The organism is Ferdinandcohnia jepli (assembly GCF_047246645.1).
Taxonomy (GTDB): domain Bacteria; phylum Bacillota; class Bacilli; order Bacillales; family Bacillaceae_L; genus Ferdinandcohnia.
Window position 1 is genome coordinate 65928 of the sequence record NZ_JBFOKR010000012.1, and the last position, 22599, is coordinate 88526.

Here is a 22599-nt window from a genome sequence, read left to right on the forward strand (position 1 = left end):
CAATCCTTTTTCTTATTTTTTCAAGGTGTAATAACCAGATACCTTAGTTGCTTCCAAGGCCTCATAAATTGTACCTACCATGCTTTCTGGACCAGTTGAATCATGCCCTAGCTCCCAGATCATCATTCCGCCAAAGCCGTTATTAAGGGCTAGTTCGGTTTTTCGTTGCATGGTTGTTTTCCCATTAAAATGATACGTTGTGTCATTCATCATAACAGTATCATTAGTTGCATTCTTAGGATCTGCACTTACAATTGCTCCGTAAGATACTTGTTTTATATCTGGATTTTCAGGTTGTGCATAAAATGGAACACCTAGAACCAATTTTTCTTTTGACAGTTTATGTGAGTCAAAAAGGGTTCCCCAATAACTAACTATTTTCTCAGTAAACGGGTAAGGGGATAGGTTTTTAGCGAAATAACCTCCATCCCATTGACCATCATAGGCCATGATATTCACATAATCAACATACTCAAACATCGTTGGCTCGTATTTAACATATCCTAGCTCGGTTAGCGTTTCTCCATGAATCTTAGAATGGACTGCAATTGATAATTCCTTTTCCTTGCTGTGGAGTTGTTTACTTAATTCTTTCATAAAAACAGTTAAGTTCGTTGCATCTTCATTTGTTCGTGGATGTTCAAAATCAATATCGATTCCATCAAGATTATATTTTTCCACTGCTGTCATCAGTTCAGTAATAAGCTTGTTCCGGCTCGTTTGATTGGCTAATGCTGATGAAAAATAACCATAGGATTCTCCACCATTCATGTGATACCAGCCACCAACTGCCAAAATAACCTTTGTCTGATGCTTCTTAGCATTTTTCACAGTGTCCTGCAGATTTTTTATTGCATGGTCCCCAGTAAATAATAGACTACCGTCTTTTTCTGGATGAGCAAATGAAAAAATGACATGTGTAAGTTTTTCGTAGTCGACTTGATTTGGATCTCTGAAATCCTGATTGTAACCAATTAGTACGCTTGATTTCTGTTCTTCTATCTTAGGCATATCCTTCATATTTGGGGATTTAGTCGAATATGGCGACTGTTTTACATCATATTCTGGCTTTGCTTCATTCTTAGAGAAAAACGCACCAGAAAAGAAGCCACCCATAAATAGTACAACTAAAAAGACACCAATGAAGACATGTTGTTTTTTCATAGGTTGTTGTCCTCCTAATCTTCTTCACTATAGAATTGTAACAGAGAGAAGACCATGTTTTGCTTGGTAATATCAACCTTTTATAAAAGGCAGTATTCATATTTTTGGATATTGAATGCACAATAAAAGAAAAGCGCAAGCGCCTTGGATAAAGGAGTTGAAATTTCTTTACTTTATAATCATTAAAAAATATCCTAAGACATATTACGTGTACTAAAGGGGTTAACTCATGAGCGAACGTTTAGAGCATTACTATCAAAGAGCTATAGAACGAGCAAAAGCAATGGTGATGGAAGATATCAATCACTATTTAGAGGAAAAAGAAGATATGCCTTCATATGAACAATATATTAGGGAGCGTGGACATTTTTTTGAACAGATTTGGCAAAATGCATGGTTGAACACAGCCGGGAGTCATGCTCGATATTCGGAAAAGAAGGAATTTCTTGAGGAACATGGTTTTGAAGTGGAAGATGTACCCAAGAAGCTCATAAATCAGCTGTTTCGAACAGAGATTCGAAGTGTAGAGCCCTATAACATCCTGGATTGGTTAGAAACTCAGTTCGCGAATCAAAACGAAGCATGGAAAGAAAAATATACACTTGCAAGAGCAGTATATACCGAACGTATGAAAAACCAGAAGGATCGAGAAGTAAAAAGCAAATTCTTAGACAAGCTTGTATACTATACTGAGCAGTTGCTCGGAGAAAATTACGAAGAGCTTTACCTATATGTTCGGTATTTACTAGGCAGCCAATTAGCTATTGAGATTGAACAAAAAGGAATTATTTTATCTTCAGAAGATATCACCTTTTCGTCGTACATTTACAAAGAAACAGAATTCTTATATACTCAATACTTTTTTCATGAAGATGCTACCGAACAGTATGAGAACCTCATTCTTACATATTTACTTGATTTTGGGCCAAACTGGTTAAAAAATCATCTACCCGATCATTTGTTCGATGAGTATAAACAAGCATTTAATGAAGCACTGAATGAATCGTTTTTGACAGAAGCGGCTTATGAATTGTTCATTGAACTAAGGGATGATTTATTTGAGGACTTCTTAGACGAATACATTTCTGACTTAACGAAACTTATCGATATTCCATTTGACCTTAATACTCATCGGGAACTTTTTAAGACCGATATCTATGAACGAGAACAAAAGGTCATCCGAGAAAAAGAGGAAAGAAAAAGGCAGCAAGAAGAAGAAGCAAGGATGCTGGAAGACATATTTGGAAGAGAATATAACCTTTTTCCCGGACGAAATATTCAATATGTCCTTCATGTAGGTGAAACAAATACTGGTAAGACCTTTCAAGCTATTCAGAGGATGAAAGAAGCCAAAAGTGGTATTTATTTAGCACCCTTACGTTTATTAGCCTTAGAAATTTATGAGACCCTTAATAGCGAAGGTGTACCATGTAACTTAAAGACAGGGGAAGAAGAGAAATATGTTGAAGGAGCAGCACATGTATCTTCTACTGTAGAGATGTTACGTGAGAAGGACTATTATGAGATTGTTGTGATTGATGAGGCACAAATGATTGCTGATAAAGATCGAGGATTCTCTTGGTATAAGGCCATTACGAAAGCAAACGCACAGGAAGTCCATATTATCTGCAGCTTCCATGCAAAATCAATGATCCTACAGTTGTTAGGAGATTCACAAGTCGAAGTTTATGAATATGTACGAGATGTTCCTTTAGAGGTAGAAAACCAGTTATTTAAACTAAATCATACAAAAAAAGGAGATGCATTGGTCTGTTTTTCAAGAAGGAAGGTTCTTGAGACGGCATCTGAGCTTCAAAGAACCGGCCGTAGAGTCAGTATGATTTATGGCAGCATGCCTCCGGAAACAAGAAAGAAGCAAATTGAGCGTTTTATTGATGGTGAAACAACCGTTATCGTTGCAACAGATGCAATTGGAATGGGATTAAACTTACCTATAAGAAGGATTGTATTCTTAGAAAATGATAAGTTTGATGGTACGAGAAGAAGGTTGTTAACCTCTCAAGAGGTAAAACAAATTGCCGGACGTGCTGGCCGCAAGGGAATCTATAATATTGGAAGGGTGTCATTCACAAGTGATAGTAAGACAATGACTCGTCTTCTTGAACAGGAGGATGAGCCGCTTGAAGGTTTCGCTATTGCACCTACTACAGCTGTACTTGAAAAGTTTCAAAAATACTCTCGAAAACTCGGGATGTTCTTTTACCTATGGGATCAATTTAAAAGCCCGGAAGGAACAAAAAAAGCAACACTCTCTGAAGAACGTCTTTTATATGAACTCGTAGAAGACACAATTATTGAAGCAAAGCTGTCATTACCTGATTTGTATGGCTTTTTACATTTACCGTTTTCCTCAAATGAGCAACAACTAAGAGCCCAATGGAAAAGAAATTTAGAGGCGATCGTTGATGGACAAGCTTTACCAGATCCAGTTGTTAAAGACTCAGGACTTGAGGAACTCGAATTATCCTATAAAGCAATAGGTCTACATTTGCTTTTCCTATACAAGCTCGGGAAGAACACAGAAGCACATTATTGGGAAAGAATAAGAGAAGAAATCAGTGACAAAATACATGAGCAATTGAAATCAGGGGTACAACCAGCTAAGAGAGTGTGTAAACGGTGTGGGAAAAATCTTCCGATTGGATTTTCATTTACCATATGTAATGAATGTTATTTTGAACGTCCTCGAAGACCATCACGTATACCAAAGAAATATCCGAACAGAAATAATGGAAAGTAGCTCATTAGCTACTTTCTATTTTCAGTCCTAGAACTTATCCAAAAAGTGTTGTAATACCCTGATATGCAAAATATACGCCAAATCCTAGTAGGGATAAACCAGACAAAATAGAAATCCAGATGAGGACAATACTATTTAGATATTTTCGAAAAAATGTAGTTAATGCTGCCACGAAAATATCCCATAAGGTTAATCCTATAAAAATCATTGAACTGTATATTAATAATTCGCCAGTTCCATTTTCCTGCGCTGTTTTTGCCAAAACAGAGCCATAAATTCCTAACCAGAATAAAATGGATAGTGGACTGGTTATTGACATAATAAAACCTGTAAGAAAACATTTTAATAGAGAATCTTTGTTTCTACTATACTCTAAATCAACGGAGTTAGCGCCTAACATACTTTCAATACCAGTATAGATTAAAACAAAGCCTCCAAATAACCACAAAAAGACTTGAACACCGGGGATACCAAGAAACTGAACCAAACCGAGGTAAACGAGGAGCATAAAGATTCCGTCTGCAATCATGGAGCCAGCACCAACTACCCAAGCATGCCAAAAGCCATTTTTTATTCCTTTATCTAAACGGGCTGAATTAACTGGACCGATTGGAGCGGCCAAAGTTAACCCTAATAGTATATAACTAAGTAATATGCTTACACTCAATAGTCATCACTCCATCCCTTTTAAACCGCCTACCGATTTAACGCAGAAACAAGTCTTTTCTAATTGATTTCTCTTTACCGGAAGATAGTTTATAAAAAATACAACTTGTACATTTTATGAAAAAGTTTGGAACGTATGACCCTTGTCCAATAATTTCTCGATTTTATTTGGGGTACGAACATCAGTTTCGTCATTTTAGAAGAAATATGATAGAATTGGTTACATAAAAAAAGTAACATTACTATCAATGTTAAAGGATTAGAAGGAGCGGGATTCCTTGAATATAAAGGTAACTCACAAACAAATAAAAGATTTATGCGGCACCGTCTCCTTCAAAAAGGGAGATACTTTTTTCCGTACAAACAAGGTAAAATTCACAAAATACAATCAAACTTACTGTGAAGCCACAGTAACTGGTTCAGAGGAATTTTACGTAACGATTGAGAGTAGTAATTATGGAGGAAAGCTACAAACAACATGCAGCTGTCCCACACTTAAAACCTTTCAAAAGGATTGTCAACATATAGCGGCAGTACTACTAGCCATTCATGATCAGCAACAAAGACCGAATGAGTATCCAGCAGATACCATTAAAAAGGGTCCAACTAACGTTCAAAACCTAGAATTAGCTGAAGGTCTAATGACATTATTCAGTGAAAGAAAAGTAAAGCCCAGTGGGTCTCAGCGACATTTTGAAAAAAGAGAAGTACTAGATCTCAAGTTTTCTTGTGTACCTATTTTCTTAGATGACATCTCTAATATGTTTGGAATTAGTGTATATCTCGGTGAAAATAAGGCTACAGACATAAAAGATTTTCTAACTAACGTAAAGCGAGGAAAGAAGTATACATTTTCTAAAGGATTTGTTTACCACCCATCTAATCATTGTTTTTCTCCCCAGGCAGATGTTGTCATTCAACAGATGATAGCTGTGGCAGAAGATGAAAATGCGTACTTTCATACAAAACTTGATGAAGCAGTTTATTTGAGGAATAATCACATATTAGTTATTCCTCCATCTTCATGGGAAGATCTAATGCCTTCATTAGAACTTGGATCTCTTGCTACTCTTGAGTATCAAGGGCAATCTATTAATTTCAAAGTAGATAAGGGACCATTACCTCTACATTTCTCTTTCTCTGAACAAAAAAATGAGAGCATTGAGTTAACTATAAAGGGGTTCGAAAATTTAACCATTTTCCGTTCATATAATATGGCATTAAGCGGAACAAGATTATTTAAACTAAATGAACAGGACTGTACCCGCTTACTAGAGTTAAGACAAATGTTGAATTCACCAGAAGGTAACCAAATTGCAATACCAAATGATAAAATGGAAAGCTTTATTACGAATATAGTACCAGAATTGAAGAAAATTGGAGTTGTTCACTTACCCGGATCATTAACAAGACAGTTTTCAAAGGCTCCTTTAGTGGCAAGATTATATTTGGATCGTCTTAAAAATCGGTTACTAGCTGGACTTGAATTCCACTATGAAAATATCATCATCCAACCATTGGAAAGTAATGAAGAGCAAATTAGTCCGTTCATCATCCGAGATTATGAAAAAGAGGAAGAAATCCTTGAGTTAATGGAGGAGAGCTTATTCTCCAAAACAGACGGCGGCTATTACATGTACAACGAAGAGTTAGAATACAATTTTCTCTACCACACAGTGCCTAAGCTACAACAATTAGTACAAGTTTATGCTACAACAGCCGTGAGAAATCGTATTTTCAGGGGGAATCCTCCTTTAAAAATAAGGGTGAAGGTCAAAAAGGAGAGAACCAATTGGCTCGAATTCAACTTTGAAATGGACGGTATACCAGACCAACATATACGTGATATTTTGACTGCTCTTGAGGAAAAACGAAAGTATTACCGATTGCGAGATGGCACCTTACTCTCATTAGAAAGTAGGGAAATGGAAGAAATCCAACGATTTTTAAAAGCGGTTCCCGTTCAACATGACGACATTGAAGCGGAACTAAATATGCCCATTATTCAAAGTCTGAAGTTTCTTGACTCTGTTGAACATAGTGAGGTTTTTAAAATTGAGGAATCGTTCAGAGATTTTTTAGATAAAATTCATTACCCTGAAAAATTGGAATTTGAAGTTCCAAACCAATTGGAATTTATCCTACGCCCGTATCAAAAAAAAGGATACAAGTGGATGAAATCATTAGCCAGTTATGGTTTTGGCGGTGTGTTAGCAGATGAAATGGGACTCGGAAAAACCCTTCAAAGCATAACGTATATTGCTTCTGAGTTAGAAAACATACGTGAAAAGAATCTTCCTATCCTGATCATTTCACCAACATCATTGACTTATAATTGGTTAGCCGAAATCATGAAGTTTGCTCCGACTATTCAAGCTATTGTCATTGACGGTAAGAAATCAGATCGAGAGGAACTTCAAAAACAACTAGATCAAGTTGATGTCATCATTACTTCTTACAATTTACTCCGCAAGGATATAAAGTGGTATGAGACTCAAGTATTCCATACAGTATTTTTCGATGAGGCTCAAGCATTTAAAAATCCAGTTACACAAACTGCTCGAGCAGTAAAAAAAATACAAGCAGATACTCGATTCGGGTTAACTGGAACTCCGATTGAGAATTCGATTGAAGAGCTTTGGTCAATTTATCATGTTATCTTTCCTCAGCTTTTCCAAGGTCTTAAGGAATATAGCCATCTTTCAAGAAAAGATATCGCTAGAAGGCTCCGCCCATTTATGCTTAGGAGAGTAAAGAAGGACGTTGTATCCGAACTTCCTGATAAAATTGAATCAATTGAATCGAGTGAATTATTACCAGAACAGAAGAAGCTTTATGCGGCTTATTTGGCAAAACTACGACAAGACACTTTAAAACACCTGGATAGAGACACCATGAGGAAAAACCGAATAAAAATATTAGCGGGTTTGACTCGGTTACGACAAATTTGCTGTCATCCCGCGTTGTTTGTGGATGGTTATAAGGGAAGTTCTGCAAAATATGAGCAGTTATTACAGGTATTAGAGGAAGCAAGGCTCTCAGGAAAACGAGTATTAATTTTCTCTCAATTTACCAAGATGTTAAAACTTATCGGTAGTGAGCTTACTAAAAGAAGATATTCTTATTTCTATCTTGACGGACAAACCCCTTCAGTAGAACGAGTTGACCTTTGTAACAAATTTAATGAAGGAGAAAGAGATATATTCCTTATTTCATTAAAAGCGGGGGGAACAGGGCTTAATTTAACAGGTGCGGATACCGTCATTCTCTATGATATTTGGTGGAATCCCGCTGTTGAGGAGCAGGCAACAGACCGTGCCCATCGGATTGGTCAAACAAATAATGTTCAAGTTATCAAACTCGTTAGTAGAGGAACAATCGAAGAAAAAATAAATGAACTACAAGATAAAAAGAGACATCTAATCGGCGAACTAATCGATTCAGAAAACAAAGGATCCACTGCATTAACTGAAGATGATATTAAAGAAATCTTAATGATATAGTTACAACAACAAAGAACCTAAACTAGGCTCTTTTTTTTATTGAACTTTAGTCATTGTTCCTAATATTACTAACTGCGATTAAACTTGATCTATTTCCTCAAGTGTACCAGCGTGTAATTGGAAATCCATGCACCGCTATTTTCTTTTATCTGGTCAACCAGAAGTATGGTTTGTATTGATGGATGAAATAAACTTAAACTCCTGTAATTCACAATTTTTGTTTACTTACGGGAAGAGAAATAGTAAATTAAACAGCAGAATACTTATTTATTTGGAGGTACAAAATGACACTTGCGGAAAAATTAGCGCAAAAACAACTAGATGCATACAACAATAAACAACTCGAAGATTTCATTTCAGTTTATAGTGAGGACGTAGTGGTAATGGATTTTCCTACAAATGAGGTTAAGCTATCTGGAATGAAAGATTTCAAAAAAAGATATGATGACCTGTTTAAAAACAACCCAAATCAACATGCAGAACTAAAAGGTAGAATTGTAAAAGAAAACACTGTAATAGATCATGAATACATCACTGGGCGTGCAAATGGTATTACATCGGAGGCAATCGCAATATATGAAATAACAGGTGATAAAATAACGAAAGTTTGGTTTGTAAAATAACATTCAGAAAAACACGTGATAAATTCCTTTTAAATTACGTGTTTTTTCTGTGATTTATAAAGAAATCGGTAAAATATATAATATCCCGTGAAACATAAAAAATTGTGAACTTTTCTCTCCACTAATCGTATTATTAGAAGCGGTAATTGAAAACTGTTTCAGTACTAATACTTAATAGGTGGTTATTCAAATGGTTAGAAAAGAAGTTGATGAACAATATGTCTTAGATTTCGTCAATAAAAAGTACCCTATTAAGATACACAAAGTAAAGAAAATTACGAATGAAATATATCATTGTAGTGGTGTACAAGAAAACTATTATGCTAGACTCTCGGGTTATAAATCGTACGATGAACAGGTTGAAGAAATTACGTGGATGTCATTTTTGTAAAGAGGTCTTTGAATACAGCTTGATGCATATGTACTGGCCGGAAGACAGACGAAGAGAAGAACATATTAGGATAATGAATCTCTATAGACAACGATTAGAATGTGAATATGACTTGTTTTAAATTGATCTAAGAATCATATACATACAAAATAGTAGCTAGATATATAAATTATAAGGAAATTATTATAGGAGATTGAATAAATGACACAAACCATTCAGTTTAAAAAGATCACAAAAGAAAACTGGGAAGAAGCATTCAGTATCTCGGTAATGGACAATCAAAGAACATTCGTTCCGTCGGTTGCAGAATCACTCGCTTATGCATATCTTAAGCCTTGGGATGAAGCACTTGAGCCATATGCGATATATGTTAACGAAGAAATAATTGGTATGTTTTATCTAAGTTATACACCTGACAGTGAAAAAAATTATTGGATTGGTGGATTCCAAGTCGACAAAAAACACCAAGGGAAAGGTTTAGGAAGAAAATCCCTAGAGGAAATACTTAAATTTATTAAAGAGACACATCCCAGGTGTAAAGTTATTAACTTAACTGTTGAGAAAGAAAACACACACGCCATACATTTATACGAAAGTGTAGGGTTTATTAGCCAGTACAAAGAAAACGATTATGGAGAACTAATTTTCAAAAAGGAATTTATTAATTAATCGGGTTAGTAAAAAGAAAAAAGCACCTTTTAGGCGCTTTTTTCATCCTTTAATTGGATGGTTGTAATGCAGGTATTGTCGCTTTCAAATGTAGAAAATTCTGCTTCTGCCTGTTTTCCATCATAACCGATTTTTATAGTGTAGTTCTTGTTTCGCGGAACCCATAAATCAACAAAACCATTAGATAATGATTTAATTGTTTTGTCAACAATCACTTTTCCATCTTGGTCTTCGATATATATATCAAAATCAGCATCCACTAATTCTCCCTGGCAGCCTGTTAAGCTATGGTTTGCACATGGATGTGTTTCATTAATAAACGGTGCAATGGAAACAAAGAATTCGTCTTCAGGTAATTCATAAGTTACCTGGCTTTCATCACTTTTTGTAATAATGAGTTCTTTTGAAGTAATTGATGCAGTTTCGTCATCGGTTTTCTTGGCACTATAATCATCAACCAATGCCTTAATGTCCTCAACTTTCGCTTCAGTTGGTTCATCTGTATTGTTAGTTGCAACATATAAAACAAACCCTAGCGCAATGACAACCAATCCAAGAATAGAGATTCTTTTTGCATTCATTTTATCAACTCCATATTTCTATTACTAAGTTTGAGTTTACTACCAACATCCATATTATCATATTATAACTAACTTTCTCCCATTCAACTAATTATGTCACAGAACTATCACATTCGTTTTATCTATCAAAAAAAGTAGTCGACTTTTTGGGGAAACAATTTCACTCGTGAGGGGACACATCAAACTTCTTGGCGGAGAAAAGGTAAAGCAAACAATGAATCTATTTTCGTAGGAGCAATTGGCTATATAATTGCTGGGTACCATCTTCATCATTTTACAGATACCTACGATTTAAGGGGTAGAACCTCAGGTATAACCTGATTTCTAACAAGTTATTAAGGCCTTGAACCTTTATTCTTCTCTGACAAAGTGGTACCTTGAGTAAGAGAACAACTTTAAAAGGAGGGATATTATGCTAAATCCTGCATGGTTATTTGTTGCTGCAACAGCGATAGCAGTTATTGGGATCTTATTAGCGTTTAAGAAATTCATGAGGCAGGTTCAGGCACAAATAAATAATGGTCAGGAGCTTAAATTGCAAGGGCTACAAAAAGAACAGACACGTTTTTTTATAAATGTAGCGGTTGCTGAATCTATACCAATACTATTAATTGTATTTGGCTTTATGCAAATTGAACAAGTTACTGAGCCAATAAATATCTTCGTACCATTACTCTCAATCATCGTAATAGTTGCCATCGCAAAAATAAATGCCCTAGCTACTAGAAGGGACGTTATTGGCCATAATCCTTTAAGCCAATCAAAAAATATCGTTAATACCTTGTTTTTTATTGGCTTAGCATTAATGTCTGCAATTCCCGTCATCTCGATAGTTGCAATTTTTATAATGAATGGATGAAAGATTCACTTAGCCGGAGTTGCACAGCAGCTCCGTTTTTTTGCGATAGGAATTTATAAAATTCTTTCCTATCTGTATAAGTGCAACTACGGCTCTTCTGTCGCCTAATGGCTCGGCAATCGCCGAGTTTTCTAATTACCATTGTCGTCAGATTCTAATTGTTTTTACATGTAAACGTGATACTATTTAAAGTGTTACTTATCTAACGTTTTTTGAGGTGAACGAACTGAATACATACAAATACAAGAAACTACAAATTATCAGCTTAATTCTTGTAACACTTTTAGGAGTTTTATTATCTGTTAGTTTTCAAATTCCACTAGTTTTGGGAATGCTTCCTGGTTATATATATTTAGTTTTTTTAGTTAGACGGAAGGGGGTTTCCTTTAAAACTTTGTTGCAAATCAGTCGCAATGGAGTAAGTAAAACTCAAAGTGTTATCATAATACTTTTACTTGTAAGTTTCGTACTTCCTTCATGGTATTTATCTGGGACGATTGATCAGCTAGTATCATTATCCCTTTATGTAATTACACCTGAACATTTTTACCTACTGTCCTTTATAATCGCGATGTTGTTCTCAATGACTCTAGGTACTTCTGTAGGGACATTAAGTGCTGTAGGTATACCAATTATAAGTACAGCTTTAGCTATTGAATTACCTCTTGAAATAGTAGCAGGTGCGCTAATATCTGGAGCATTTGTAGGAGATCGAACATCACCCTTTTCCAGTGCGTTTCAACTACTTTCTCATACAGTTGAAACGCCGACAAAAAAACAGTTTAAAGCAATGTCAGTTACAACTGTCATAGGAGTCACAATAGCTATACTATTTTATGGAATTTTAGATTCTAAATCTACTTTCACTATAACTCAGGTAACGCCTGGCTTGAAGGAGATTTCTCTTTTATCATTTTTACCCCCGCTCATTTTAATAGCGGTTGTTTTATTTAGAAAAGGCATTATTTATGGATTTCTTCTAAGTATCGTTGCTGCTAGTATGCTAGCACTCACAAATGACGTAACGACACAAGAACTTTTCTCTTCATTATTGTTAGGAGTTGAAGGGAAGGGTGGAGGCCTAATAAATATGTATCTCCTCCTGCTTTTCTTAGCCTTGGCTGGAGCATATAATGGTATTTTAGAAGAGTTCAAGCTTATCCAACCTTTAATTGATCAATGGTTTGATACCTCCAAAAATATAGTAGATGACACTATTAAAACGATACTAGCTACTTTCGGGATATCCTTAATCGCAGCAAACCAAACATTACCAATTATTCTTACTGGAAGAACCTTATTAACTCGTTGGAGAAAAAACCATACTCAAGAAGAACTGTCTAGGGTAATGGGTGATTCCACAATGTTATTTCCAGCAATGATTCCTTGGAGTGTTTTAGCTTTAATGTGTAGTGCAGTTGTTGGGGTGCCGATTATATCATATTTACCATACGCCATTTTTATTTGGAGTTTACCTATCTTCACAATAGTAGTTTCATTTGTGAAACTATTAAAAAACAATAAGCATAATCAAGACATTGCCAATGCATCATAATTAGGTAAAGACCAGTACAAATTTGTGTACAAACAAAGGATTATTTTAAAAAATACCGAAATTATTAGTAGATTAGTAACTCAGAATGGAAGGTGACATTATGATCCATAAAACAATTGATATTTCCCATGCTGGTGAAAATGCAACTTTAACAACCTATATACTAAATAACTCACCACAGATTGACCCAAATCGAAAAAGGCCGATAGTTATAATTTGCCCTGGAGGAGGTTATCAATTCACCTCTGACAGAGAGGCAGAGCCGATCGCCATTCAAATGAACGCTATGGGTTTCCATGCATGTGTCTTATGGTACAGTGTGGCTCCAGCTGTTTTTCCAACAGCTCTTTGTCAATTAGCCAGCGCTATAGGTCAGGTTAGAGAACATGCAGAAGAATGGAATGTCGATACTACGAAAATTGTAGTACTAGGCTTCTCTGCGGGTGGGCATTTAGCTGCAAGTATTGGCGTGTTTTGGAATAAAGAATTTTTAACAGACTTACTTCCTTTTTCAAGTGAACAAATTAAACCAAATGGAATTGTCCTTTGTTATCCTGTTATTTCCTCAGGGGAGTATGCTCATCAAGGTAGTTTCAAGGCTTTAGCAGGTGATAAGTATGGGGATAGAGAACTGTTAGAATTATTATCTCTTGAGAAACAGGTATCACAGGAAACACCGCCGACTTTCTTATGGCACACCGCGACAGACCTTGCTGTTCCTGTTCAAAATAGTACATTATTCGCAGATGCTCTATTAAAAAACAATGTATCCATGGAAATGCATATTTATCCAAGAGGTGCTCATGGATTGTCACTCGGAACAGAAGAAACAAAGGGTCTAAATAATGAGGCATCTATACAGACTGACGTGGTAAATTGGATTGATATGGTTGGGCGTTGGATAAACAATATATAATAAAAAATCTTTTGAGTAGATTTTTACTACTTTAAGATAGGTGAGTATAATGACAAAAACGATTGTTGAAAAACTAAATCTTACAAAATATAAGAAAGTAGCCGTTTTAGATTTACCTGAAGGGAGCGACTACTTATCAGGATTACCCAGATACGAAACTAAACTTGAGCCAAATCAATCATATGATCTTATTTTTTCGTTCGTATTAAATATGGAATCATTAAAATCAATTGTTGATAAAGTCAAAAGCCAAAACTTTCTTATTCAAAATGGGTACCTTTTGCTGGCTTATCCTAAAAAGGGAAATAAAAAATATACAAGCTATATACATAGAGATTCACTATTTGAAGGCTTAGGAGCAGACGAAAACGGGTATATTGGGGAAAGTACAATAAAATTTAATCGAATGGTTGGATTAGACGACGTATTTACGATCGTTGGATTAAAAGAGGATTCAAAAAGCAAAAATGCTACGTCTAGTAAAGCTAGCTAGTCAGTGTGTTGATGATTATATAAGCTATATACCAGAGATTGAAAAGGATTTAAGTGACGTTCCTGAATTATTAACATTCTATCAAGCCCTTACACCTGGGTACCAAAAAGACTGGGCCCGTTATATTTATAGTGCAAAACAAGAATCAACTAAAGAAAAAAGACGTGAAGAAATGAAATTGATTCTAGCTAGTGGATATAAAAGTAGGGACTTATATCGTAGAAATGCTAATTAAATAAGTAATTAAGTTAAGCGATGTTCTATTAGAAATCGCTTTTTATTTGTCGACAGTATATAGTCATTAACTTTTAACCAAAAGAAGGGATCACAATGAGTATAATTCTTGCACTTTTAGCAGCACTGTTTGCTTCTTTAACTGCAATACTAGCCAAAATTGGTATTGAAAATGTTAATTCGAATTTAGCGACAGCCATTCGAACAATTGTTGTGGTTATTATGGCTTTTGTAGTCGTGGTTGTTACAGATCAACTTAACACTGTATTTTTAGTTTCAAATCAGGCGCTGCTTTACATTTTCTTATCAGGGATTGCAACAGGTCTCTCTTGGTTATTTTTCTTTAAAGCATTAGCAATGGGAGACGTTTCAAAAGTAGTCCCTATTGATAAATCAAGCGTAGTTCTTACGATTGTTTTATCCTTTATGGTATTAGGAGAACCGCTTGACACTTTTGTAATTACCGGAGGAGCAATTATAGCGTTGGGGACATTTGTCCTGATAGGTAAAAGTGAAGAAAACAAACGATTTACAGGATCACAAGTGTATATTTTATATGCCATTTTAGGTGCAGTATTCGCAGCCTTAACCTCGATTTTAGCAAAGTTAGGATTAGAGGATGTTGATTCCATTTTAGCAACCTTTTTACGTACAATTGTTATTTTACTTTTTGCATGGGCCATCGTATTTTTTCAGAAAACCTTTAAACAAATGAAACAGATCACAAAAAAAGGATACATCTTTTTAATTTTATCTGGTGTTGCAACAGGTTTGTCGTGGTTATGCTATTTTGCTGCACTTGCAATCGGAAAAGTATCAATAGTTGCACCCATTGATAAATTCAGTGTGGTACTAACCATTGTGCTCAGTTTCCTCATCCTAAAAGAGAAGGCAACGAAGCATGTGATTATTGGTGGAATTATAATTACTGTCGGGACAATTTTCCTTATTTTATAGTGAATTTTTTAATTGTAATTGTTGAGTGGACTACGAACGTAGGAATGAGTTACCTTTTACAGAATAAACTTAAGTAACACTATGATTTTTTCTTAAAAGGAAGGGGACAGCTTATGAATAAAAGAGAAATTTTCACCCTGCCAGCTCAAGGAAACTCAATAACTGAGATTGATGTTAAAAAGATGCAGATTCGTGTAACAAAGGACTTCAAGAGGTTTTTTCCTAAGACAAATTGTAAATTAACGGTGTTTATTAATGGGACACCTTATGTTACATCATTTAGATACAGAGAAGGACGCTCACATATTTGGTATCTGGGAAAAGAAATTGCTAACAAAATACAACTAAAACCAGGTTCTGAAGTTGTTATTCGGAAATACCCCGATTCAAAATTCGAAATAGTAGCGAAGGAATAGAAACTCATATACATTTAAAAGTGAATAAACCAGATACAAAAGCAGTGTATTTCTAGTAGAAATAACACTGTTTTTTTGCGATTTTACGAGTGATTTTATGGTAAAATTAGTAAACTGGAGCAAAGTAAATAACTAATAAAGAAAAGTACTATTTTTATATAAGGATATAATCCTGAAAGAGCACTGATATAAGAAGGGAGGAGGTTTCATCAAATCAAGTAAACTAATAAAATATACAGTTGTTTTACTATTAATTGCTTCTGTCGGGTTTAACTATGTTCAATATCAAAAAAACAAAGACTTTAAGCTTTCTATGGGATCAAAGTATCAGACAACCGTTAGAAATACTATTTTTGACTTAGAAAGCCCAGCCAGCTTTTGGATAGAAGAACTGAAAAAGAAAAACGGAGATGTCCTAATAGAAAGATTTATTGGAGAGTTAATTAGTAATGCACATAACTTTACAGAAATGGGATCAGAATTAAGGATTATTGGTGATCAACTTTTGTATTTATCTAGTTTATATGCAGACTTAAGAACAGCAATTAATAATGTAGATAACGACGGAATTGTTAAACTTAACAGGCAAATAGAAGTACATCGGAATTTTATCATTTATATATTGAAGAAAACAGATAACACGATAGGTGAGAATCAATTGGTGTGGTATAAGGAACTATCTAACTATGACTCAAAAACTTCAAACCTATTTATGAAAGAATTAAAAGAATTTGAAAGGAACAAGGAAGATTAGAGGATAACAAGCACATATTAAAAAAGGTCAACCAGAAGTATATGGCTGACCTTAGACGAACAAGTAATTTAAGCAGGTGCTTTGAATATCTTTTTTCGGTTATTCTTTTCAAAATAGAAAACAACAACTAAGAACGAAATTCCACCAATTATCCGAAATACAGAAGAGATTGACATTGCTTTTATCATACCAACATATTCAAGTAAAAATACACCAATTTGAGGTGCGATAAACCCGATTAAAGCAATTAACAAATTATAGTTTGCTAGATAAGAAGTACGATTTTCATTTGGTGACACTGCCAGCAACTGATTAAATAAAAGCAAAGTGGTCCCTGAAACAAATAAACCGGTCCATAAATTTGATAACGCCAAGATATATAAATTGGTTGTCATTACAGTTATGATTGGAGCTGTAGCCATCCCAATTGAACAGATAAAGAGCATTGTTGAATTCCCCCATTTATCTGCCGTTTTTCCCCACCAGGTGTAACTGACAATTTGTGCAATCTGATTTGCTACAGTAAATATACTAAGCCATAAAGCTGTGGCATGGGCATCATTTATCTGATAGAGAGAAAACAGCGGCCATGCCATTTGCCATCCAAAATTAAATAATACTGCACACACTATAAAATATAAGTAGGGTTTATGTTTAACTGTTGCTGCTAAACCTTTGAAAATATTCGGTTGGACCAGTTCTTGTTTTTGCTTATGCTCGATATGTCTCATTAAATAATAAACTTCTAAAATACCAAAGATAAAACCGACAAAAAGAAGAAGTTGATATGGAAAAGGGTTACTTTTCTCAAATTGATTCAAGTATATACCTGCAGCAAATGTAATAATCATCCCCACAATGGTTAATACCCGATTTCTCCTACTAAAAAATTGTCCTCTGCGATCATCCGGAATTAAATCACCTATGAGTGACTGCCACGATAAAGTTGCCAGTGCATTCGGTAAATTCATCATTGCAATGATCACGACTAACAGCCACGCTTGATTTGATACCTGAATAAGCGGAACAAAAAGAAGAAGCATAAAGAGAAATCTTGCTGCAAATATATTAATACTTGTAAATCTTTTCTTAGATTCAAGACGGTTAATCCAATAAGCGCCCGGAATCATTGAGAGTAACATCATGATAGATGGCATTGAACTAATAAGACCTATTTGTGCATTTGATGCATGTAAAACTTGAATAGCAAATAAGGGTATAAAACCATTAATAAAGCTTTGGACGACAATGGAGGTAGCACCATTGTAGATACTAAATTTTTCATTCCACTTAATTTCCTCAGATGAATATTTCATCAAGATGTCAGCTTCTTTCAGCATATACTTAGAGACACGAAATGTATCTAGATGAAATGATTTTACTCTCATAGCGATAGAGTTTCAAGATAATTTTTTGTTACTTTTTGAGGATTCTAACTTTTTGTTATTACATGCGGCTTTCACTTGAAAACAAGAACAAATATTCGAATAATAGAAATATAGAACAAATGTTCTTTTGTCGATAAAAAGGGGTGAATTCAATGGCTAGAAGCGACACTAGAAAGAAAAGAAAACGCACCCTAGAATTTGAAGAAATCTTCAGGTTATATCAAGAAGGAAAGGAAACTTCTGAGATAGCAGAGTTAGCCAATGTAAGCGCGAGGTATATACGTAAAGTACTTAACAACAATAATATCGAAATGAGGCCATTTGGAAGCTGGAAAACTCCAATACAGCCTAAATGAAGATTATTTCAAATATTGGTCTAATAACATGGCATATATTTTAGGATTTATTGTTGCAGATGGTTGTATATGAATTAGGTTCTAATCAACCATTACAAAAAAATGAGAAAACTGGAGTTTATTTATTAAACCTTAATAGCAAGGTATTAAAGGATGATTTAATAAACATCCATGGAATAACTCCAAACAAATCTTCAACTGTGTTGTTTCCTTTCGTACCAGATGCGTATTTATCTCACTTTATAAGAGGGTATTTTGATGGGGATGGGAATATAAATTATCAGAAATATGTAGTTAGTTTTGTTGGTGGTTCTTTTGAATTTATGAACGCTCTATATGAGTTATTAAGAAACAAAGGGTTTAACCCCCAAATTATTAAAAGGCAGAACTACTATAGAGTCATTATTTCCGACAGATTAACCATACAACTATTTGCACAATGGATCTATACAAATGGGAATCTTTATTTAAATCGAAAACTCTCTAACTTTTTGCAAGAACAACATCCTAAAAGCGAATTAGTAGATAGGAAGCATAAAAGAACTAAACATGCTGTTTCATTACGGAAAAAGAACTTCCTAAAAGAATACCAGCAATCAAGTTGTTTAGAGACTTCATGCGCTGCAATAGGAATTAAACAATCAACTTTTTACAAATGGTGTAAAGCAGATGAAAACTTCCATAAAATATTTAATGACCTACAAAGTGAAGAGTAGAGGGCGTTTATTTCACCCTTGCTCTTTTTTTAAAAAAAAATTAGGTTTACATAATATTTATTCTAGGCACTTAGTTCAAAACAAGAAAATGAACACTAAATATACAGCACACCTATGATATACTCAAAATAAAACAAAATTCAATAATTGATTATTATAAGTATCCAATCATATATGTAGTTAATATTTATGTAGATACTTTATACTTTCGCTGCTATCAAATAACCAACTTTAAAGCCAGGAGTTGATACCAATGCCTTACCAAAGCAAAATTCGCGCATCTAACCCTGATCGTGTAACGCGTAATACGACAGTTAGCCAGGCATTATTAGATAAAATTAAATTACTTGCAAAAAACAAGCAAATCTCATTCAATCAATTGCTTGCTGATGGAATTGATTATGTACTAAAAACGTATAAAAAAACTGCTGATTTTAAAGCTCCAGACAAACCGAATGACCGAGTTCAAATGGGAACGACGTTTAGTGAAAATCAATATAATCAACTAAAGAACCGTGCTAGATCATTACGCACCCACACAAACACACTATTAGAAGTTGGAATGGAATATGTTATTAATAAACACAAAAATTAATATCTCTACCTCCTTCCATAATTCTTTAGATTAGTTTACATAATATAGTTATGGTTGACTTTAATTCCATTTTTAACTTTCTTTCAACCCTTCCTTTATAAATCTCAACTCCTCTAGCAGCTGATTCATTTCTTCGCTGCTTACTCTCACAGGAATTTGATCATTAATCGTAATAAAGTGCTCTTGTCCCCCATTTTCTAACTCATCCCTTAGGTATGTACAAATAGCCTCTATCCTCTTCTTACTAATTACTGATTGTGTTTTGATATGTTTGAATTGAGTTAATATGTATTGATTATCCTCTATTTCACCCATAATGAGCTTATTATTGTCATTGAAATTATTAAAACTCTCCATAACAATTCCCTCCAGTTTACTATTAGCTGCCCCTCTTCTCTATTTAGTATGTCAACAACAAAAACGATTTATTTGAAAATTACCATTCTTTTTAGTATGTTTTATTTATGCATATGCATAGGAAACCGAAAGGATCGAGAACATGACAAAGAAATTGTATTATGATTCAGCATATCTTACACAGTGGACTACCACCATTAAAAGTATCATCAAACAAGAAGACCATTACCTTGTAACCCTTGAAGAAACTGCATTTTATCCTGAAGGCGGTGGACAACCTTCTGATGCAGGATTAATAGGAAATATAGAGGTTCTAGATGTTTATACGGAAAATGGTGAAGTGTATCATAAACTCCCCCATCCACCTGCATCTCAAACTGTAGAATGTAGAATTGATTGGAATCGCAGATTTGACCATATGCAGCAACATACTGGTCAGCACCTACTTTCTGCTGTCTGCATCGACTTATACGATGCACATACTTCTAGCTTTCACTTAGGAAAAGAGATTGTATCGATCGATTTAAGCATTCCTGAACTTACAGAAGAGCAGCTTTTACATATTGAAAAACAGGTAAATCAATTTATATTTGAAAATCGCGAGTTAAAAACATATTTCGTAACAAAAGAAGAAGCTAAATCACTTCCCCTTCGCAAACAGCCAGAAGTTGAAGGTGACTTAAGAATTGTGGAGATAGAAGGAATTGATACCTCAGCATGTGCAGGAACACATGTAACAAGAACTGGTGAACTTGGATTGTTGAAGCTACTTAAGACAGAAAAAAGCAAAGGAAACACAAGGGTTTATTTTATCTATGGTCTTCGTGCATTACAAGACTACCAAGCATCACACTCAGTAATCACAACGATTGCTACTAAATATAGTACAAATCGAGAGGGTTTACTAGAGAAACTCTCCAAAATGGAATTAGAAAGCAAACAACAACAAAAGGAAATCGATACCCTTAAGGATGAATTAAATCGATTTAAAGCTATGGAACTCATTCAAAACCATAGCGAACCAATTATTACTGAAACCTTCAATGACAAAACTGTAAAAGAACTCCAAGGAATTGCTAAGCAAATTACGGACCAAACAAATAATATTGTTATTTTGACTACAACTCTTGAAAACAAGCTCCTCCTTGCTCAAAATGGCACCCATCCGCTTCATTGTGGCCAGATCTTTAAGCAGGAACTCCAGAACTATAATGGTAAGGGTGGTGGAAATAACACCTCTGCTCAAGCAGCTTTTCAGCAAGAACAAGATTTAAAAGAGTTTCAAGGTTTCTTACTGAATCACATTAAGGCAATACAATAAAAATTCCCAGATTAAGTCCCGGGGTAATTTCTAAAATAAAAAAGCTACCAACAGGTAGCTTTTTTGGTTATTCTTCAACTTTGTCAGATTTAAAACTCAAATTAATAACTCCTGCTTTGGATAGCGAATCATACATAATCACAACAAGTGGTCCTACTAATAAGCCTACAATACCTATAATCTTAAACCCTAGATACATACTAATTAGAGACGCCAACGCACTTATACCAAAACTTGTGGAATATACTTTAGGTTCAATGATTTTTCTTATAACGGTAATTAACACGAATAATATTAGCAAGCCGACTCCGAGCTTGGTATTACCATTAATTAATACAAAGACTGCCCATGGAACGATAAACGAACCGGTACCCAAAATAGGCAACAAATCTACTAAAACAATTAGTAATGATAATACAATTAAATAGTTTACATCCAAAATCCAGAGCCCTATATATGTAATAATAAATGTGACACCACTAAGAACAAGTTGGGCTTTAAAGAAACCTACAAAAATCTTTTTAAGTTGAGTTGTTACAATCTTTACTTTTTCAATTGTACTATCTTCAAGTATTTCTTTTAATTTACGCTTTATATCAGGTACCTCATTCATAAATAAAAATGCAGCAACAAGATAAACGATAAGTTCTAATAATAATTCAGGAATGCTTGATACGAAACCAAAGGTTCCTTCCGTAATATTTTTAGCAAACACTATCACAAGATCTTGTAATGAATAAAGCGCATTATTTATAGAGGAGATTACTTCTGACGGTAGATCTTCAAAATAATTCTCTAGTTTTTCAAAGGTGGCTATAATCTCATCGGTATTAATATTTGAGATATAAAAAGGAATATTTTTAACTACGGTTATTAACTGATTGATAATAACATTAACCAGCACATAGCCTAAGATAATTAGAAAAACTAAGAAAATAACAAAGGTTACCGTAACCGAGTATATACGTTTAAATTTATATCTAGTAATTAATAAATTAATAATAGGCTCTAACATGAGAGCAGTTAAAAAGGCTAAAATAAGTGAAACAGACATCGGTAATAAATAGATTATTGCAATAACCGCAAGAGCAAGGAGTATATTCTTTTTATTTACATATTTTTTTATCATTTACTTATTTTACCTACCCTCTACTGAAAAATCCGTTCAGTATATATACTTATTATTGTACAGTAAAGTAGGCGTATTTAAAATATAAATATTTTTCTAATAAAGGTTTTATCCCTATACTAAAGCACGATTATCACATTTCTGCTATATTCAATTAATAAACAGGTCTCTTTACATAAGAAAACAGCTACTGAC

Annotated in this window: 19 protein-coding genes and 2 pseudogenes; 15 read left to right on the forward strand and 6 right to left on the reverse strand. The window is 34.4% G+C overall.

Features of this window, described 5'->3' with window-relative positions; translation table 11 throughout:
- Positions 1–12: 12 nt before the first annotated feature.
- On the reverse strand, positions 13–1164 hold the full coding sequence (locus AB3M96_RS14005; RefSeq protein WP_412968247.1) for a glycosyl hydrolase family 18 protein: 1152 nt from the start codon (positions 1162–1164) through the stop codon (positions 13–15).
- Positions 1165–1393: 229 nt separating this feature from the next.
- Here AB3M96_RS14005 and AB3M96_RS14010 point away from each other — a divergent pair, with 229 nt between their 5' ends.
- Positions 1394–3925 (forward strand): DEAD/DEAH box helicase, encoded by a 2532-nt coding sequence (locus AB3M96_RS14010; RefSeq protein WP_412968248.1) that lies wholly within the window; start codon positions 1394–1396, stop codon positions 3923–3925.
- Positions 3926–3959: 34 nt separating this feature from the next.
- Here AB3M96_RS14010 and AB3M96_RS14015 read toward each other — a convergent pair whose 3' ends face one another.
- Positions 3960–4592, reverse strand: coding sequence for a LysE family transporter (locus AB3M96_RS14015; RefSeq protein ID WP_412968249.1), 633 nt, complete (start codon positions 4590–4592; stop codon positions 3960–3962).
- Between the two features lie 277 nt (positions 4593–4869).
- Here AB3M96_RS14015 and AB3M96_RS14020 point away from each other — a divergent pair, with 277 nt between their 5' ends.
- The 4 genes from AB3M96_RS14020 to AB3M96_RS14035 all read left to right on the forward strand — a co-directional run bounded on the left by AB3M96_RS14020 (position 4870) and on the right by AB3M96_RS14035 (position 9777).
- The gene (locus AB3M96_RS14020; protein WP_412968250.1) at positions 4870–8094 is read left to right on the forward strand and encodes a DEAD/DEAH box helicase; all 3225 of its coding nucleotides are present in this window, start codon (positions 4870–4872) and stop codon (positions 8092–8094) included.
- A 284-nt stretch (positions 8095–8378) separates the two neighbouring features.
- Positions 8379–8717 carry a nuclear transport factor 2 family protein gene (locus tag AB3M96_RS14025; RefSeq protein WP_412968251.1) on the forward strand — a complete coding sequence of 113 codons (339 nt, stop codon included), beginning with the start codon at positions 8379–8381 and terminating at the stop codon, positions 8715–8717.
- A 190-nt stretch (positions 8718–8907) separates the two neighbouring features.
- Complete coding sequence (locus tag AB3M96_RS14030) at positions 8908–9108, forward strand: hypothetical protein (RefSeq protein ID WP_412968252.1); 201 nt, start codon at positions 8908–8910, stop codon at positions 9106–9108.
- A 201-nt stretch (positions 9109–9309) separates the two neighbouring features.
- Entirely contained in the window at positions 9310–9777 is a 468-nt protein-coding gene (locus tag AB3M96_RS14035; protein ID WP_412968253.1) for a GNAT family N-acetyltransferase, read from the forward strand.
- A gap of 29 nt (positions 9778–9806) precedes the next feature.
- Here AB3M96_RS14035 and AB3M96_RS14040 read toward each other — a convergent pair whose 3' ends face one another.
- Positions 9807–10358, reverse strand: a complete 552-nt coding sequence (locus tag AB3M96_RS14040) for a CueP family metal-binding protein (RefSeq protein WP_412968254.1) — start codon at positions 10356–10358, stop codon at positions 9807–9809.
- A 412-nt stretch (positions 10359–10770) separates the two neighbouring features.
- Between AB3M96_RS14040 and AB3M96_RS14045 the strand changes: the two genes are divergently transcribed.
- From AB3M96_RS14045 to AB3M96_RS14075, 7 genes and pseudogenes are all read left to right on the forward strand, one after another.
- Entirely contained in the window at positions 10771–11217 is a 447-nt protein-coding gene (locus tag AB3M96_RS14045; RefSeq protein WP_412968255.1) for a hypothetical protein, read from the forward strand.
- A gap of 394 nt (positions 11218–11611) precedes the next feature.
- A complete protein-coding gene (locus tag AB3M96_RS14050; protein ID WP_412968256.1) occupies positions 11612–12772 on the forward strand; it encodes a Na+/H+ antiporter NhaC family protein in 1161 nt (386 codons plus the stop codon).
- Between the two features lie 100 nt (positions 12773–12872).
- On the forward strand, positions 12873–13688 hold the full coding sequence (locus AB3M96_RS14055) for an alpha/beta hydrolase (RefSeq protein ID WP_412968257.1): 816 nt from the start codon (positions 12873–12875) through the stop codon (positions 13686–13688).
- Between the two features lie 46 nt (positions 13689–13734).
- Positions 13735–14416, forward strand: a pseudogene (locus tag AB3M96_RS14060) (YdeI/OmpD-associated family protein).
- Between the two features lie 95 nt (positions 14417–14511).
- The gene (locus tag AB3M96_RS14065) at positions 14512–15372 is read left to right on the forward strand and encodes an EamA family transporter (RefSeq protein ID WP_412968258.1); all 861 of its coding nucleotides are present in this window, start codon (positions 14512–14514) and stop codon (positions 15370–15372) included.
- 113 nt (positions 15373–15485) lie between these two features.
- On the forward strand, positions 15486–15788 hold the full coding sequence (locus AB3M96_RS14070; protein WP_412968259.1) for a hypothetical protein: 303 nt from the start codon (positions 15486–15488) through the stop codon (positions 15786–15788).
- Between the two features lie 313 nt (positions 15789–16101).
- Positions 16102–16542: a hypothetical protein gene (locus tag AB3M96_RS14075; protein ID WP_412968260.1), complete on the forward strand. Its 441-nt coding sequence runs from the start codon at positions 16102–16104 to the stop codon at positions 16540–16542.
- 68 nt (positions 16543–16610) lie between these two features.
- Here the strand turns inward: AB3M96_RS14075 and AB3M96_RS14080 are convergent, their stop codons facing one another.
- Positions 16611–17930, reverse strand: coding sequence for an MFS transporter (locus AB3M96_RS14080; RefSeq protein WP_412968261.1), 1320 nt, complete (start codon positions 17928–17930; stop codon positions 16611–16613).
- Between the two features lie 152 nt (positions 17931–18082).
- Here AB3M96_RS14080 and AB3M96_RS14085 point away from each other — a divergent pair.
- A pseudogene (locus AB3M96_RS14085) lies at positions 18083–19002 on the forward strand (LAGLIDADG family homing endonuclease).
- Positions 19003–19255: 253 nt separating this feature from the next.
- Complete coding sequence (locus AB3M96_RS14090; RefSeq protein ID WP_412968262.1) at positions 19256–19597, forward strand: hypothetical protein; 342 nt, start codon at positions 19256–19258, stop codon at positions 19595–19597.
- 72 nt (positions 19598–19669) lie between these two features.
- Here the strand turns inward: AB3M96_RS14090 and AB3M96_RS14095 are convergent, their stop codons facing one another.
- On the reverse strand, positions 19670–19954 hold the full coding sequence (locus AB3M96_RS14095; RefSeq protein WP_412968263.1) for a hypothetical protein: 285 nt from the start codon (positions 19952–19954) through the stop codon (positions 19670–19672).
- Positions 19955–20096: 142 nt separating this feature from the next.
- Here AB3M96_RS14095 and AB3M96_RS14100 point away from each other — a divergent pair, with 142 nt between their 5' ends.
- Complete coding sequence (locus tag AB3M96_RS14100; protein ID WP_412968264.1) at positions 20097–21275, forward strand: alanyl-tRNA editing protein; 1179 nt, start codon at positions 20097–20099, stop codon at positions 21273–21275.
- Positions 21276–21342: 67 nt separating this feature from the next.
- Here the strand turns inward: AB3M96_RS14100 and ytvI are convergent, their stop codons facing one another.
- Positions 21343–22404 (reverse strand): sporulation integral membrane protein YtvI, encoded by a 1062-nt coding sequence (ytvI, locus tag AB3M96_RS14105; RefSeq protein ID WP_412968265.1) that lies wholly within the window; start codon positions 22402–22404, stop codon positions 21343–21345.
- Positions 22405–22599: the final 195 nt, after the last annotated feature.